The organism is Streptomyces sp. BV286 (genome assembly GCF_019090165.1).
In the GTDB taxonomy this organism is placed as follows: domain Bacteria; phylum Actinomycetota; class Actinomycetes; order Streptomycetales; family Streptomycetaceae; genus Streptomyces.
The window spans coordinates 1-14196 of record NZ_JAHRIB010000174.1; the positions used below are offsets into that span (position 1 = coordinate 1).

A 14196-nucleotide genomic window follows, 5' to 3' on the forward strand; every position below is an offset into this window, starting at 1 on the left:
CGTTTCCTTTTGTTCTTCAGCGGAAGCGGAAGCGGTCGGTTGTCCCTTCAGTAGGAGCGGTCGGCTTCGGGGCGGGCCGCCCCGCGTCGTGACGCGGTGAGTGCCGCCAGGGCCGCCAGAGCGAGGAGAGCGGCGGTGATGGCGTAGGCGTGTGTGGTGGCCTCCAGCTCGTAGTGCCGGGTGGCGGCGTCGCGGCGACGGCGGGCAGGCGGTCGCCGTTCGCCGTGGCGCGGGGGTGAAGAAGGTCATGCCGCGCGCTGCTTGCGGGGTGTCCGGGGCCACCAGGCGTACGAGGGTCGGCCTGAGGGAGGAGTAGAACGCCGGGCATGGGACTCCTTCCGTAAATGCAATGAATTTGCGTTAACTCGACCGTAGGCCCTGTGGCGGGTTAACGCAAACCGTTTGCTTTTAGAGTGATCGACATCCCGATGGCCCGGTACATCCAGGCTGGTACGTCTCCCTTAAACGCAAGAACTGTGCTTTAAGGTGAAGTCATGAGTCGTAAGCCGATGGTTCGCCCCGGCGGGCGCAGCGCACGGGTCCAGGCCTCGGTGCACACTGCTGTCCGCGAAATCCTGTCGGAGCGGGGCCGCGACGCGGTGACCGTCCCGATGGTCGCCCAGCGCGCCGGAGTCACCCCCTCGACGATCTACCGCCGCTGGGGCGACCTTCAGGAGCTGCTCTCGGACGTCGCGGTGGAGCGCCTCCGGCCCGACACCGCGCCGGAGGACCACGGTGACCTGCTGTCCGACCTGACGGCCTGGGCCGAACAGTTCCTCGACGAGATGTCGTCCCCCTCCGGCCGCGCCTACATCCGTGACGCTCTGCTCGGCGACCCGGACGGCAGCTACGCCGGTCAGTGCTCGGCCTACGCGGCCGAACAGGTCGACGTCATGCTCGCCCGCGCGATCGGTCGCAGGGAGAACACTCCCCACGTCGAGACGGTGATGGACCGCGTGGTCGCCCCCATGATGTACCGCATCCTCTTCCGCCCGGCCGGACTCGACGCCGCGTACGCCCGTCGACTCGTGACCGAACTCCTCGACGCGAACGAAGAACACCCCCTCCCATGACCAGGATTCCTCGCGGCCCGCGCAGGAGGAATCGCCCAGATTCACCATGCCCCCCGGAGCAGCCTGAACGGGGAGCAGAGCCCCGGTCCTGACCAGTTGAGGTGTCGCTTTCGCCGGACGCTACGGACGGGCCTTCTCGGTGTGATCCGTCACGACAGGATCTCCACGTACCCGTCAGTCCCGTGCACACGGATCCGTTGCCCGTCCCGGATCAGCCGGGTGGCCTGCACCACGCCCACGACGGACGGCAAGCCGTACTCCCGGGCAATCACCGCCCCATGGGTCATCAACCCGCCCACCTCAGTCACCAGGCCCGCGATTCCGACGAACAGCGGCGACCAGCTGGGATCCGTGTACGTCGTGACCAGGATGTCGCCCGCCTCAAGCTCCGCCTCCGCCATGTCGAGGATGACGCGCGCCCTGCCCTCGACGGTCCCGGCGGAAACAGGGAGCCCGACCAGGGCGCCGGCCGGCACGTCTTCGCGCCGGTACGACCCGGTGACGGCCTCACCGTCCGAGGTGAGGACCCGGGGCGGCGTGAGCGCCTCGTACGACCGGAACGCGTCCTTGCGCTGCTGGATGAGCTGGTCATCCACCTCTTGCGAGCGCACGACGTCATGGAGCTCCTGGAACGTGAGGTAGAAGATGTCCTCCTTCTCAGGAAGGACACCGGCCTGCACGAGGCGCAGGCCCTCCGCGAGCAGAGCCTGCTTGTAGACGAAGTAGCGGCTGACGATGCCGTACTTGGGGTACTCCCGGTATCCGATGAAGGTGCGGACCCGGTCGATCATCCGCTTGGCTTCACCGGCCTTCTGGTCCCCGTCCGGGAGGGACCGCAGGCGCGACAGCACGTCACGTTCCTTCTCCTGCGCTTTCTGCCGGCCCTCTTCGAAACGACGCTCGGCGGCGCCCGCCTCGAAGTTCTTGACGTTGTCGAGGATCACGGGCACGAGCGTGGCGGGGCGCTCGCGCCAGCGAGGCGTCGTGATGTCGATCTCCCCGACGCAGCGCATGCCGTACCGGTCGAGATAGGCCTCAATGGCATCGCGTGCTTCGGCCCCGCCCGCGAGCTTCGCCAGCTCGTCCAGGAAGCCCTCGCCCCGCACGCCCTGCAAGAACGCCACCACCTCCGGCCAGGGGCGAATCACGTCCGCGACGTCCAGCAGCGCCAGGCCCATCTCCGACGTGACGTTGTCGGGGGCGGACAGCGTGAGCGTGTCAGCCGCGTTCTTCTCGCCCAGCCACTCCTGCAGCTTGTCGTTGAGCCACCACGTGGCCTCCATGCCGGCCATGATCACCTGCATGCTCAGCGGGTCACTGAGGACTCGCTTGTGCTCCTCGAAGGCTTCCCGCAGGAAGTCGAACAGTGCCTCTCCGGTCTTCGTCCGGATGTCACGTTCCAGGGTGGCGATGGACGTCTGGCTGCGCTCGATCAGCTCGGTGACGATGGCCGGATCGGTCTCGATCGGGGTCGGCACGCTGCCGGCCGGCCGCCCGGCGGCAGGCGTGTCCGGAAGTGTCGGGACGAAATCGGCACGGTCGAGGACGGTCTCCAGCGCGTCCCTGACCAGCGGATCGCCTCTCCCGATGAGGTCCAGGAGGCCGGCGCGGGTCGCGGGCGAGGCGAGGCGCTGGGTGACGTCGACGAACAGCCTCCCGCCGGCCTCCTGCATCGGCGCCATGGCAGTCAGCTGCCACATGGAGGACCCCAGGGGCTTCATGGCGTCGGTCATCATCTGCTGGTGGCCCACGGAGACGTAGACGTGATTGTCCTGGTCGTCGGTCTCGGGGATGGGGAAAAGCGTCGTGATCGGACGGCTCTGAACGATCTGGAAGTCATCGTCGAGCAGGCACCATTCGATGTCCTGCGGGCGGCCGAAGTGCGCTTCGATCCGCCGGCCCAGCTGCACGAGCCGCACAGCCTGCGCATCCGTCAGCGACGGCTGCTCCTGCTGCTGCAGGTCGATCGACACTTCCTGCGTACCGCCGGCGGGGAGGGCGTGAACGGCACGCTGCTTGGCCGAAATCGTCTTGGCGACGACTTCGCCGTGCCGCACCGTGAACACGTCCGGGTTCACCAGACCGGAGACGAGGGCCTCGCCGAGGCCGAAGCCCGCGTCCACGGTGGCGACCTTCCGGTTGCCCGTTACGGGGTCGGCCGTGAAGAGGATGCCGGCCGCGTGGGGGAGGACCATCTGCTGCACGACCACCGCCATGTGGACCGTACGGTGGTCGATGCCGCTCCGCCCGCGGTAGGTCACGGCCCGCTCGGTGAACAGCGAGGCCCAGCAGCGGCTGACGTGCTGGAGGATCGCCGCCGGTCCCACGACGTTCAAGTACGTGTCCTGCTGGCCGGCGAAGGAGGCCGTCGGCAGGTCCTCCGCCGTCGCGCTGGACCGGACGGCATAGGCGGACTGCTCGCCGAACCGGGCGAGCGAGTGGGTGATCGCCTCCGCGACATCACCTGGAATCGTGATCTCTTCTACGGTCCGGCGGATCTGCGCGCTGAGCGTGCGGATCGCCTCACGGTCGTCCGGGTCGAGGCGCGACAACTGGTCGAGCTGATCGTCGATCGACGACGCTTCCGCCATGATCCGCCGGAAGGCGTTCGTCGTCACGCAGAAGCCGGCCGGCACACGGATACCGTCGATCCGCGACAGTCCTCCCAGGTGCGCGGCCTTGCCGCCGACGACCGCCGCCTGTGTCTCGTCGACCTCTTGCAGATCGCACACGTACGGCCCGATCATCGTGATGCCTCCGAGGCGGTCGTGTTCTGGGGCAGTAGTGCGCTGACCGAGCGCATCACCGGCGTCTTCACGTGGGTCGAGAGCTCTGTCGAGTCTCTTGTGCGGCGAGTCCTCGTCTCCGACTGCACTTCCTGTGTCGCTTCGGCCGACCGCTCCGTCCAGCCGGGCGATGTGCACTCCTGCGTCACCGCCCCGAGCGCTCGCGACCGCACTGCCGGTCCCACCCTCGGCTCGACGTCACCGCGTCCCCCATACGTCGACAACACACGCACGTAGTGCTCCCCATTTCCGCAGGTTGTGGCCTCGGTCGACGATTTTGCGCTACCACCCGGGCCTTGCCGCAAGCCCCCCGGTGCGCTATAAGTTGAGAACGGCAAGGGGAGCGATCTCCTTGCCTTTGCTTTTGCCGTCCCCCTGGCGCTGACGCTCGCCTGGCGCTGACGCACGCGCGCGAAGAGGCGTCGGACGGCCTTACGGGTACGTACGCGGCATCGGCCCGAGCGGGACTCTCGACGGCCTACGGATGAAGCCGTGGATGCAGAATGTCTTCCCTTGTCGGCAGGTCCGAACGCGGCGGAGCGAGCCGCTGTCTCTCCACACCGGGCTGACGTGCCCAACGCTTGCTGCGCGCTGATGGAGCCTCCGTCACCTCCGTCACCGCTTGGTGGGGGGCCTCCAAGAAGGATTCCGGACGACGAGGCTGTGACGTGCACCTGCCATGCGGAACGTCCGGTCAGGCTGATGCCCGCCGTCCTGTGGCTGCCCGCCGCCCGCGTCCTGCTGGGCACTGGACGGGCCTGGGCTCCCCGCTGGGGGCCCAGCCCTTCACCGCACACTGCGCAATGTGCCAGTGCATCCCCAGGCGGGACTCAGTCGTCCTGAGGCGTCGCCTTCGGTTCTTCGGCAGCCTGGGGGCGATCCGATCCGTCCTCTTCGTTGGCAAGGTCGGTTTCGTCCGGAGGGCCGCTGCTCCACGCGACGGGCGGTGTCGGCGCCGTGATCGTCTGCGGCTCTTCGGAATCCGGGCGGACGCTCGGCTGGGATCCGGCGGCGTGGGGCGTTTGCGTTTCGTCATTGGATTTCGTCATGGCGTGCGAGTTCCCGTTGTGCGCACTCGCATGCACCATGGCGCCCTGTCCCGACCGTTGCCGCCGAGGCCTCGAGCGAGCTCGTAAAGCAGGCCCGAGCCCACATGGTGAGGACGCCAGCTGGATCGGATCCTGGGCGCGGCGAGGTGCGACGATGCCCCGCATCGACTGGGCGGAGAGACGCGAGGACGTCGTCCGTGACGTGACGTCTTCGGTCCGGGGGATGTCATGGCCGTGCCAGGGGCCGGGAGGTCCATGACGGCGATCGGGCAGGCTTTCTGGCTGTCGTTCCTATCGGAGCGGTACTGAGGCGGCGGCGTGATTGCGCCGTGTCCTGGACTGCCCATGATCAGGGGATGAGGCGATGGAGGGGGCTTGTCGCGGCCGCCGCTGTGCTGGTGGGGGCTTCGGCACCCGGCGCTGCGGGTGCACCGCAGGCCGATGGAGAACGAGTGACGATCGATGTTCCAGCGACGTATTACACGCAGGTGGCCGATCCGACCCGTGTCCAACTGCCGGTGACGGTCGACGCGGGGAGCGGCTCCTCCGTGCGCGGTATCACGCTCACCGTGGATGCCTCGGAGGTCCGCGGCAAGGTGCGGCTGGACGCCAAGCGGATCTGTACGGAGGGCACGGGGTACGTCTTCACCTGCCGCCTCACCGCATCCAGTCGGCGTTACCGCCTCTACGATCTGGTCGTCCTCGGCGCAGACAAGGCTGCCGAGCCGGGAGCGCACGGCACCGTGAGGTTCTCAGCCACTGGCACCGACGGACAACGGGCAGAGGCCGAAACGGTGATGACGGCGGGAACGCCGGAACTCTGGGGCAAGAAGATCGCCATCGAAGACGCCCCGGCCGGCAAGCCCGTGGAGCTGTGGAGCGGGGTCCTCAACCGCGGGCCTGTCGCGGCGAGCGGATTCGGCGTGGCCCTGGTGGCCTCGCGTATGGAGATCGACCGCCGCTACACCAACTGCCGCTACGCCAAGAGCGGCGAGTCCCGCGCGTACTGCTACTTCGACACACAGGTAAAGCCGGGTGAGGCCTACGCGTTCGACGCACCGTTCGTCGTGGAGGGCGCGGCGGAACTGACGAAGAGCTCGGTGAGCATGCGGATTTTCGCGCCGGGCCAGGACGCCGGACCGTACTTCGACGAGGACGAGTACACGGTCCCCGGGACCGGCCCGAAGCTCGGACTGAAGCCGACCGAGCCCAAGGGCTTTGCGCAGATGTCCGGGCACATCCCGATCGACACGAACCAACGGGTCGACGTGAGTGCCGTGGCGGGGGACCTCCGGGGGCGTCCCGGTGACATCGTTCAGCTGGCGGTGGGGCTGCGCAACCGGGGTGCGGGGCGTGTCGACGCCCGCTACCTCCGTTACGAGGTGGTCCCGCCCCAGGGCGTCACCCTGATCCCGCCGGAGAAGCCCTCGCCGGACCCGGAGGCCGACGAGGCCCCTTACTGGATCTGCAGTCCGTGGGAGCAGGGTGAGGAGCGGTACACCTGCGGGAGCAAGAGCTTGGAGCCGGGCGCGTCCGAGACGCAGGTGTTGAGGTTCCGTATCGGCGAGAGGACCACCACGGGCACGGGCCAGGTCAAGGTCGTCCTCAAGGGAGGCTATGCGCAGCGGGACGCGGACAAGGGAAACAACGTCGCGAAGATCGCGGTGCGGGTTGCCGGTACGGATGATGGTCGGGGCCGCAGTGCCGACCGCCCCAGTGCCGACCGCAGCAGCGTTGGGCTGTCGTGGGGCCTTGCCGCGGGCGTCGGGGGTGTCTGCGCCTTCGCTCTGGCGGCAGCGGTCTTCTACGGCGTCCGGCGCTCCCGCCGGCGAGACTGACGGCGCGTTCGCCACCCGGCGCCCGGTTATGCCCGCCACGGCGGTCGCCATGACGACGCTGCAAGGGGTCGTCCGACTGCCTTTGTCCTCCGTCGGTCGGCCGGGTGCGTGGGGGAGCCGCCAGGCCTCGAGTTGCCGCTGGGGGCGAGCGCATCGCATACACGCCCCGAGTTGCCGCTGGGGGCGAGCGCAGACGCATGCACGCCCCCAGCGGGTGCCTCGGTCAGCGGTTGCCGAGCAGTTCGTTCATCTGTTGGATCTCGGTCGTCTGGGAACTGACGATCCGCCCGGCCATCTTCTTGGCAGGTGCGTAGGAACCGTCGGCCTGCTCGGTCCTGGCCATGGAGACGGCACCCTCATGGTGCCCAATCATCATCTGCATGAAGGCGGTGTCGAAGGCGGCGCCCGACGCCTTCTTCAGCTTCCTCATGTCCCCTGAGGTCATCATCCCGCTGGAGTCGTGCATGGAGTGATCGGTCCCTTCCGCGGGAACCTGTTCGCCCCAGGCGGTCAGCCAGCCGGACAGCGTCCTGATTTCCGGGGCCTGAGCCTTCTTGATGTCGGCGGCGAGCTTCTTCACCTCAGCCGACTGCACCCGGCCGGGCGCGAGGTCGGCCATCTCGACGGCCTGACGGTGGTGGGGAATCATTCCCTGGGCGAACGCGACGTCAGCGGCGTTGTGCTGCTTCTGCGAGCTGGAGGTCGAGGTGGAAGCGGACGGAGAGCCGCCGGTGTGGCCGTCGTGCCCGGTCGAACTGTCGCCGCTTCCGCCGCAGGCGGCCAGGATGATTGCGGCCGCTCCGGTGGCTGCCGCGGCGGTGGCGCGGCGGGTCAGGTAACGCGTGCGGATCATGATGGTGCAACTCCTTCGCGCACACCCGTCTCGGGCGCGCGGGATCAGAGGGGTATGAGAGCAGGCGAAGGCACGGCATCCTCGCCGGACAAGGCGTGAGGGAGTGCCGTGGAGGTCGCTCTATATCCGCAGGAGTTGCAGTTCGGAAAGGTCAGGGGGCGCCCGGCCCTGTAAGACCGACGCCGGCGCGGCGATCGAAACACCAGCGGTGACCGGGGCATCGGTCAGGTCATCGGCCGGGGCCGGCGGCGCATAGGCGGAACCGAGACCGCCCGCCACGCAGGTACCGTCCGCGTGTGCGAGATGTCCGGAGCCGTCGGCGGTGTGCGAGCATTCCGCACTCACCTGCACCGTGGCAGAAGCTGAGGCCATGGTCATGGCGTGCTCGGAAGGCGGTACTCCGCCGGGAGCCAGTGCGTGCATGCCCAGGATGCCGGTCAGTACCGTCAGGACCAGCAGCGCGAACAGCGACCCGGTGGGGCGGCGGCTCGATCGGATGCTGCTGGTCATTCCCCCATCGTACGGGCGTAGCCGCGGCGGTCGAACAGGGCTTCTGGCGTGCGGACTTGCCCTCCGCCCCGTGCCCGCGAGGCCGCGCCGGCCGATCAGGGGCAGAACCGCAGTCCCCCTCATCGGCTTTCGCGCTCACGTGTCAGAGCCACCGGAGGCAGCGGGACGGTCGCTGAGGCAGCGGGGTGCTCGCTTTCGAAGCGCCTCCACAGCGGATTCGGAGTGTCAGTGGCATCCGGTTGGATGAGCGCGTGACTGTCCATGACGTAGCCCGCCGGCTTCCCGCCCTCGCCGACCTGCGGAACCTGTGCCGCTCACTTGCGATGCTCGATGCGATCCTGAGCCCGGACTGGGAAAGCCGGTACCACTCCTTCAACGCCGGTTGGGCTGCCGGCGAGGAGATGGCCTCGATGCGCACCGGATCAGGGGACGAGTACTCCATCGTGTTCTCGGCAGCCGGAGGTTACATCCGAGGCTTCAGCCATGAATCGGCAATGAGCCCGTACGGCAACGACTACGAGCCCTGGCCGGGAGTGATCGACGAAGTCCCGGAGGCCTTTCATCGCTTCGTGGAGGAGCCTGCGTTCACCGACGAGGACGGTGTGCCCGTCATCACGGCCTGCCTTTGGCGGGGAACGACCGACGATCAGTGGCGCCACGGGACGATCGACTTTCCCGTGGATCGTCCCGATCCTGATGGGACGGCAGGACTCTTCAAGCTCCTGGTCGACCGTTCTCCGGAAGCGTTCCAGCACTTTGCCGAGGACTACTACGAGGTCCCCGTGGACCTGAAAGCGGTGAGCAGTGTCTATGCCTTGCGACCCCTGGACCAGGAGCTTGTGTCGTCGCTGAATGCAGAGGTCACCCTGGCGGACCTGGCCCAGGACGTCTCCGAAATCGGTTATCCGTGACCGGACCGAGGGCAGCGCTCACGGAGGGCCTCCGACAGATGTGGGCGGGCTTCCCACGGAATCGGGAGCGCGCGTGGCAGAGGGCGAGGCGGTTGCCAGACGGTGGAGCCGCTCTGCGTCCGCCTTTCCCTGCAGGTACGCCTTGTTCACGGCTTCCTGGATATCGGCTCGCTGACTGGAACGCTGCTTGTCGATCTGCCAGTCCGCCCACACGAACATTGCTCCGAGGGCGACAAGGATGACGAGCGCCCAGCCTGCAAGACTCTTCGCGAATCGGTGGTCGACCCTGAGTTCCGCGCTCAGGGAGTGGCGCGGTTGCGCTGCCGGAGACGGGCCGTCGAGAAGCAGTTTGTACGCGATCTCCTGCCCTTTGTGGATCACGAACGGCTGGACGTAGAGTGCGCTGCCGTTGGTTTCCATCGGAGGAATGCGTCGATTATCTCCCGTTTCTCGGTCCAGCTCGGCAATCACGCGAGCGTTCAGTGAGAACTCGACCGGCGCACCGTTGAAGTGTGCCGCCTCGATCTCCCGATTCCCGACGTTGACCAACTTCAGCGTGGCTGTGTGAGGGTGTGCGAGGCGCTCCGTTCCTCGGTACACCATCACATCGTCCACATTGCCCGCCCGTCCGTTGAGGAGCGGTGTGACGTCGAAGGAGTAGGCCACCTTTCGTTGCGGCACGGCGGCCCGCCATCCGTAGACGATGCCGGCGAGGGACACGGCGACTCCGGCTATGGCCACCACCGCGCCCACCAGATCGGTTACGTCGCTCGCAAGTGTGACGTCGGTCATGAAGGGGTTATAGCAGCGGCCCAGCAAGAGCGGCACCCGATTGGCCCACGTTTGACCGTGACGAGTGGCGGCTGGGATGAAAGGCGGGGCAGGCGTAGAGGACCGTTACGGGCCCGGTCACCGGCGTGCCCGCCGCCTTGGCCGGATTCGGCTGGGCCCTGTGCCTTTTCGACAGGCAATCCGATCAGCGGTCAGGAGAGTTCGTGCCGAGTGCCGGCGGTGACGGCGTGGAGCTTGTCGGGATTGGCCACGTTGTGGATGGTCGAGATGCGGCCTTCCGGGTCGAAATCGAAGGTCAGGGTGGCGACCACTCGGTCCGGGCCGCGGAAGACCACGCCCGGGGCGCCGTTGATCCAGGTGAGCTCTCCCCGCATCTGCCCAGGCGCGATGCCCTGGTAGGTCACGGTTCCGAGTGCGGCGAACCAACCGGCTACGGTTTCGAGGCCCACCACCGGCTTGAGGGCCTGGCGGACCTTTCCGCCACCGTCGGTCCACAGCGTCACGTCCGGTGAGAGCAGCTCCATGAGGGTGTTGATGTCGCCGCCCGTCGCCGCCGCGAAGAAGCGCTCGGTGACGTCGCGTTGGCGCGATCGGTCCGCGGTGAAGCGGGGCCGGCGGGCCTGGACGTGTTCGCGGGCGCGGTGCGCGGCCTGCCGAACCGCCGGCTCCGTACGTTCGACCGCCTCCGCGATCTCCCCGTAGCTGAAGGCGAAGACCTCCTTCAACACGAAGACCGCGCGCTCCAGGGGGCTCAGTGTCTCCAGAACGACCAGCAAAGCCATGGAGACCGAATCCGCCGCCGCGACGCCGTCGGCGGTGTCCGGGCCGGTGAGGATCGGTTCGGGGAGCCAGGGTCCGACGTAGGTCTCGCGCTGGTGGCGGGTCGAACGCAGCCGCTCCATCGCCAGGTTGGAGATGATCCGGGTCAAGTAGGCCTTGGGGTCGGCGACAAGAGAGCGGTCGGCCGCCGACCACTTCAGCCATGCGTCCTGGACCGCGTCCTCGGCGTCGGCGGCGGTGCCGAGGATGCGGTAGGCGACGGAGAAGAGCAGGGTGCGGTACTGCTGGAAGGCCAGCTGGTCGGGGTCGGTCCGGGTCACTTGGCGCTCCGTATCCGGGTGTAGCGGCCGCCGCGCGGCCAGAACGCGCCCGAGGCGGGCATCTTCTTCATGCGGGCGAAGGTCGGCCACGGTGCGGCGGTGACCGTCTCCTTGTACTTCGCGGCCCGTTTGCCGGTCAACACGATCCGGCGCGGGCGGTCGTCGGGGTGGGTGAACTGCACGACGGCGTCGTTCCGGCCCAGGCTGACGGGTGTGTGGTAGTAGCCGAAGCGGAAGGGCTTGGGCTCCTTGCCGGCCAGCACCCGCAGGATCGAAAGGGCCGCGTGTACCCCAGTGGGCATGCCGCTCTGGCAAGTCCCGTGCATCACGCCGTAGCCCTGGCGGATCGCCGCCGCGTCGCCCACGGCGTAGACGTCCGGGTGGGAGACCGAGCGCAGCGCGCTGTCGGTGATCACACGGCCGCGCTCGTCGACGTGCAAGCCCGCGGCGGCAGCCATCGGCGAGACGCGGGTGCCGCTGGTCCACAGAACCGCGGTCGCCTGGATGTTGGTGCCGTCCTCGAACTCGACGCTGTCCGGTAGCACCTTGGCCACCTCGACGCCGCTGAGTACCCGCACACCGAGCCGGGCGAGCGCCGCGTCCAGGTGGGCCTTGGCCTTCGGGTGCATGCCCGTGCCCGGCTCCTGCCGGCCCAGCAGCACGACCTGGAGCTCCGGGTGCCGCTCGGCGATCTCCGCGGCGGCCTCGATGCCGGTGAGTCCGCTGCCGCCGACCACGACGGTTCCGCCGGCCGCCCGGGTCAGCCGGTCGGCGAAGAGGGCAGCGTCCTGAGGGCTGTTGAGGGTGTAGGCGTGGTCGTCCACGCCGGGGACGGAGACGGTGTCCGCGATGCTGCCCATGCTGTAGACGAGGGTGTCGTAGCGCAGGACGCGGTCGTCGTCGATCCGTACGGTCTTCTCCTCGGCGTCGATCGCGGTGACCCAGCCGCGGACGAAGCCGGCGCCGGTGCTCTCCAGCAGTTCCGGGATGTGCATCTCGGTCGTGTCCTGGCCTGTGGCGGTCATGTGCAGTCGGAGCCGCTCGGTGAAGGTGTCGTAGGGGTTGACCAGCGTCACTCGCAGGTCCCCACGCTTCCTTGTGCGGGCCGCGAGCTGCATGGTGGCGGAGAGCCCGGCGTAGCCGGCGCCCAGGACCAGGACCTCGTGCTGCTCCACTGCTGTCGCGTTCATCGCTCTGCTGCCTCTTTCGGATCGGTCGTTCCCGCCGTGCGGACGACCACCAGACGCAAGTTGCCCTTCTGTTCGTGACATGAGGTGGATGTGACCCGCGTCACATCGCGAGCTGGTTGGACAGCCACGTGGAGCTGCCGGCCGAGGGCGAGCTGTGCGCGGGTCCAGTGGCGGCGCAACTCCCGACGCCCGTCCAGGGTTCAGCTGTCTTCGCGCTCACGATTCACTGCCTCGATACCGGCGAGGATGAGATCGACGCCGACGAGGAACTGCGCACGGTCGTCGTGTTCACGCAGGCGCTTCGCCGTGCCGGCTGCCCATGGATGCCGGATGGGGTCGAGTTGGGCCCACTGTGCGGCGATGTCTGCGAGAAGGGCGTCTCGATCGGTTTGGTTGCTCGCCAGGACGCGGGCGTTCGCGGCGTTCTGCCCGGCGACTCCGAGAATGTAGTTCATCAGCGCGCCTGCTGAGTCGAATATGGCCTCTGTGGGCACGCCGAGTGCCTGGAGTTGCTCGCTGATGCTCTTGTAGACGTCCAGCAGCGTAGGTCGCCACGGTTCCCGGGTGAGCTGAGCGCCGACCCATGGGTGCGCATCGATCGCGTCGAACAGGCTGAGTGCGAGGGCACGTAGCCCTTCCCGGGGCTCAGGTTCGGTGATCGGTCCGGCTACGACGCGGGTGATGACGTCGTCGGTGGCCGCCGCGAGCAGGTCGCTCTTGTTGGCCACGTAGTGATAGATCGCCCCGTAGCCGGTGTTCAGGCGTCGGGTGAGCACGCTGAAGGTCAGCGCGGCCTCGCCGCCGGTGTCGAGGATCTCGATCGCGGCCCGGACGATCAGCTGTTTGGACAGCGCGTCAGTGCGTCGCTGTCGCCCGCTGTCCTTGGTCGCCATGCGTTCATTCTGCCATGTTGGATTGTCGATCCAAAAGGGGCTAGCTTGTTGGAGTGGCAATCCAATCAACCTTGGAGGACGAGATGACGACACCGGTCACGGTCATTGGAGCCGGCCTCGGCGCCCTCACGCTGGCCCGCGTTCTGCATGTTCACGGCATATCGGTCACGGTCTACGAAGCCGACGCTTCGGCGACCGCACGAACCCAGGGCGGCATGCTCGACATCCACCCCTGGAACGGGCAGCCGGCGCTCGCGGCGGCCGGGCTGCTGGAGGAGTTCCGTGGCCTCGTCCTGGAGGGTCGTGAGTCCTACCGAGTCCTTGATCGGACGGGAACCGTACTGCTCGACCTGCCCGACGACGGGACGGGCTCGCGTCCCGAAGTGCAACGCGGTCAGTTGCGGCAACTGCTGCTCGACTCCCTCCCGGACGGCACCGTCCGCTGGGGGCACAAGGTCACCGGTGTGCAGCCTCTCGAAGGGGGCCGCCACGAGGTGCGCTTCGCAGGCGGCAGCACGATCACCACGAGCTTGCTGATCGGGGCCGACGGAGCGTGGTCGCGGGTCCGGCCGCTGCTGTCCGACGCCACCCCGGCGTATGCGGGCGTCACGTCCGTCGAAACCTTCTTGTACGACGGGGCCGCCCGTCATCGCGCCGCCGCGGAAGCGGTGGGCGCCGGCTCGCTGTTCGCGCTCGCGCCGGGGAAGGGGTTCCTGGTCATGCGGGAAGGCGACGGAACCCTTCACTCCTACGCGCAGCTCGTGAAGCCGCTCGACTGGCTCGCCGACACCGACCTCACCGACGCCGCGACCGTGACGGCACGGGTTGCGTCAGAATTCGACGGCTGGGCCCCTCAGCTCACCGCGTTCCTCACCGACAGCGACACCGCCCCGTTCCTGCGACGTCTCTACACCCTTCCGCTCGGGCACCGCTGGGATCGAACGCCCGGGGTCACCCTGCTCGGGGACGCCGCCCACCTCGCCATCCCGAGCGGTGAAGGTGCGAATCTCGCGATGCTGGACGGCGCTGAACTTGGCCAGGCCATCGCCGCGCATCCTGACGACGTCGAGAAGGCGCTGGCCGACTACGAGCAGACCATGTTCGCGCGCGCCGCTGAAGCCGGGAGCGAAGACGTCTACGGCATGATGCTCGGTGACGAAGCGCCCCACAGTTGGGTCGCCATGATGAGCCAGGGGTGAAC

Annotated in this window: 12 protein-coding genes; 4 read left to right on the forward strand and 8 right to left on the reverse strand. The window is 68.1% G+C overall.

Going from position 1 to position 14196, the window contains the following annotated elements; all coding sequences use genetic code 11:
- Positions 1 to 494: 494 nt before the first annotated feature.
- Positions 495 to 1073 (forward strand): TetR/AcrR family transcriptional regulator, encoded by a 579-nt coding sequence (locus KUF83_RS31835; protein ID WP_217458471.1) that lies wholly within the window; start codon positions 495 to 497, stop codon positions 1071 to 1073.
- A 149-nt stretch (positions 1074 to 1222) separates the two neighbouring features.
- Here KUF83_RS31835 and rph read toward each other — a convergent pair whose 3' ends face one another.
- Together rph and KUF83_RS31845 are read right to left on the reverse strand one after the other, a co-directional pair.
- Positions 1223 to 3820, reverse strand: a complete 2598-nt coding sequence (gene rph, locus KUF83_RS31840; RefSeq protein WP_217458472.1) for a rifamycin-inactivating phosphotransferase — start codon at positions 3818 to 3820, stop codon at positions 1223 to 1225.
- Between the two features lie 869 nt (positions 3821 to 4689).
- Entirely contained in the window at positions 4690 to 4908 is a 219-nt protein-coding gene (locus tag KUF83_RS31845; RefSeq protein ID WP_217458473.1) for a hypothetical protein, read from the reverse strand.
- Between the two features lie 452 nt (positions 4909 to 5360).
- On the opposite strand from KUF83_RS31845, the gene KUF83_RS31850 reads away from it, so the two are divergent.
- A complete protein-coding gene (locus KUF83_RS31850) occupies positions 5361 to 6746 on the forward strand; it encodes a hypothetical protein (RefSeq protein ID WP_217458474.1) in 1386 nt (461 codons plus the stop codon).
- 223 nt (positions 6747 to 6969) lie between these two features.
- Here the strand turns inward: KUF83_RS31850 and KUF83_RS31855 are convergent, their stop codons facing one another.
- Both KUF83_RS31855 and KUF83_RS31860 read right to left on the reverse strand, forming a co-directional pair.
- Positions 6970 to 7599 (reverse strand): DUF305 domain-containing protein, encoded by a 630-nt coding sequence (locus KUF83_RS31855; RefSeq protein ID WP_217458475.1) that lies wholly within the window; start codon positions 7597 to 7599, stop codon positions 6970 to 6972.
- Positions 7600 to 7719: 120 nt separating this feature from the next.
- A complete protein-coding gene (locus KUF83_RS31860) occupies positions 7720 to 8109 on the reverse strand; it encodes a DUF6153 family protein (protein ID WP_217458476.1) in 390 nt (129 codons plus the stop codon).
- 251 nt (positions 8110 to 8360) lie between these two features.
- Here KUF83_RS31860 and KUF83_RS31865 point away from each other — a divergent pair, with 251 nt between their 5' ends.
- Entirely contained in the window at positions 8361 to 9020 is a 660-nt protein-coding gene (locus KUF83_RS31865) for a hypothetical protein (RefSeq protein ID WP_308403221.1), read from the forward strand.
- 18 nt (positions 9021 to 9038) lie between these two features.
- On the opposite strand, the gene KUF83_RS31870 is transcribed toward KUF83_RS31865, so the two are convergent.
- The 4 genes from KUF83_RS31870 to KUF83_RS31885 form a co-directional block, all read right to left on the reverse strand.
- Entirely contained in the window at positions 9039 to 9812 is a 774-nt protein-coding gene (locus KUF83_RS31870) for a hypothetical protein (RefSeq protein WP_217458477.1), read from the reverse strand.
- A 191-nt stretch (positions 9813 to 10003) separates the two neighbouring features.
- Positions 10004 to 10912 (reverse strand): RNA polymerase sigma-70 factor, encoded by a 909-nt coding sequence (locus KUF83_RS31875; RefSeq protein WP_217458478.1) that lies wholly within the window; start codon positions 10910 to 10912, stop codon positions 10004 to 10006.
- Positions 10909 to 12102, reverse strand: a complete 1194-nt coding sequence (locus tag KUF83_RS31880) for an NAD(P)/FAD-dependent oxidoreductase (protein ID WP_217458479.1) — start codon at positions 12100 to 12102, stop codon at positions 10909 to 10911. The genes KUF83_RS31875 and KUF83_RS31880 overlap by 4 nt, the downstream gene beginning before the upstream one ends.
- Before the next feature lie 200 nt (positions 12103 to 12302).
- Positions 12303 to 12995 (reverse strand): TetR/AcrR family transcriptional regulator, encoded by a 693-nt coding sequence (locus tag KUF83_RS31885; RefSeq protein ID WP_217458480.1) that lies wholly within the window; start codon positions 12993 to 12995, stop codon positions 12303 to 12305.
- 83 nt (positions 12996 to 13078) lie between these two features.
- Between KUF83_RS31885 and KUF83_RS31890 the strand changes: the two genes are divergently transcribed.
- A complete protein-coding gene (locus KUF83_RS31890; RefSeq protein WP_217458481.1) occupies positions 13079 to 14194 on the forward strand; it encodes an NAD(P)/FAD-dependent oxidoreductase in 1116 nt (371 codons plus the stop codon).
- Positions 14195 to 14196: the final 2 nt, after the last annotated feature.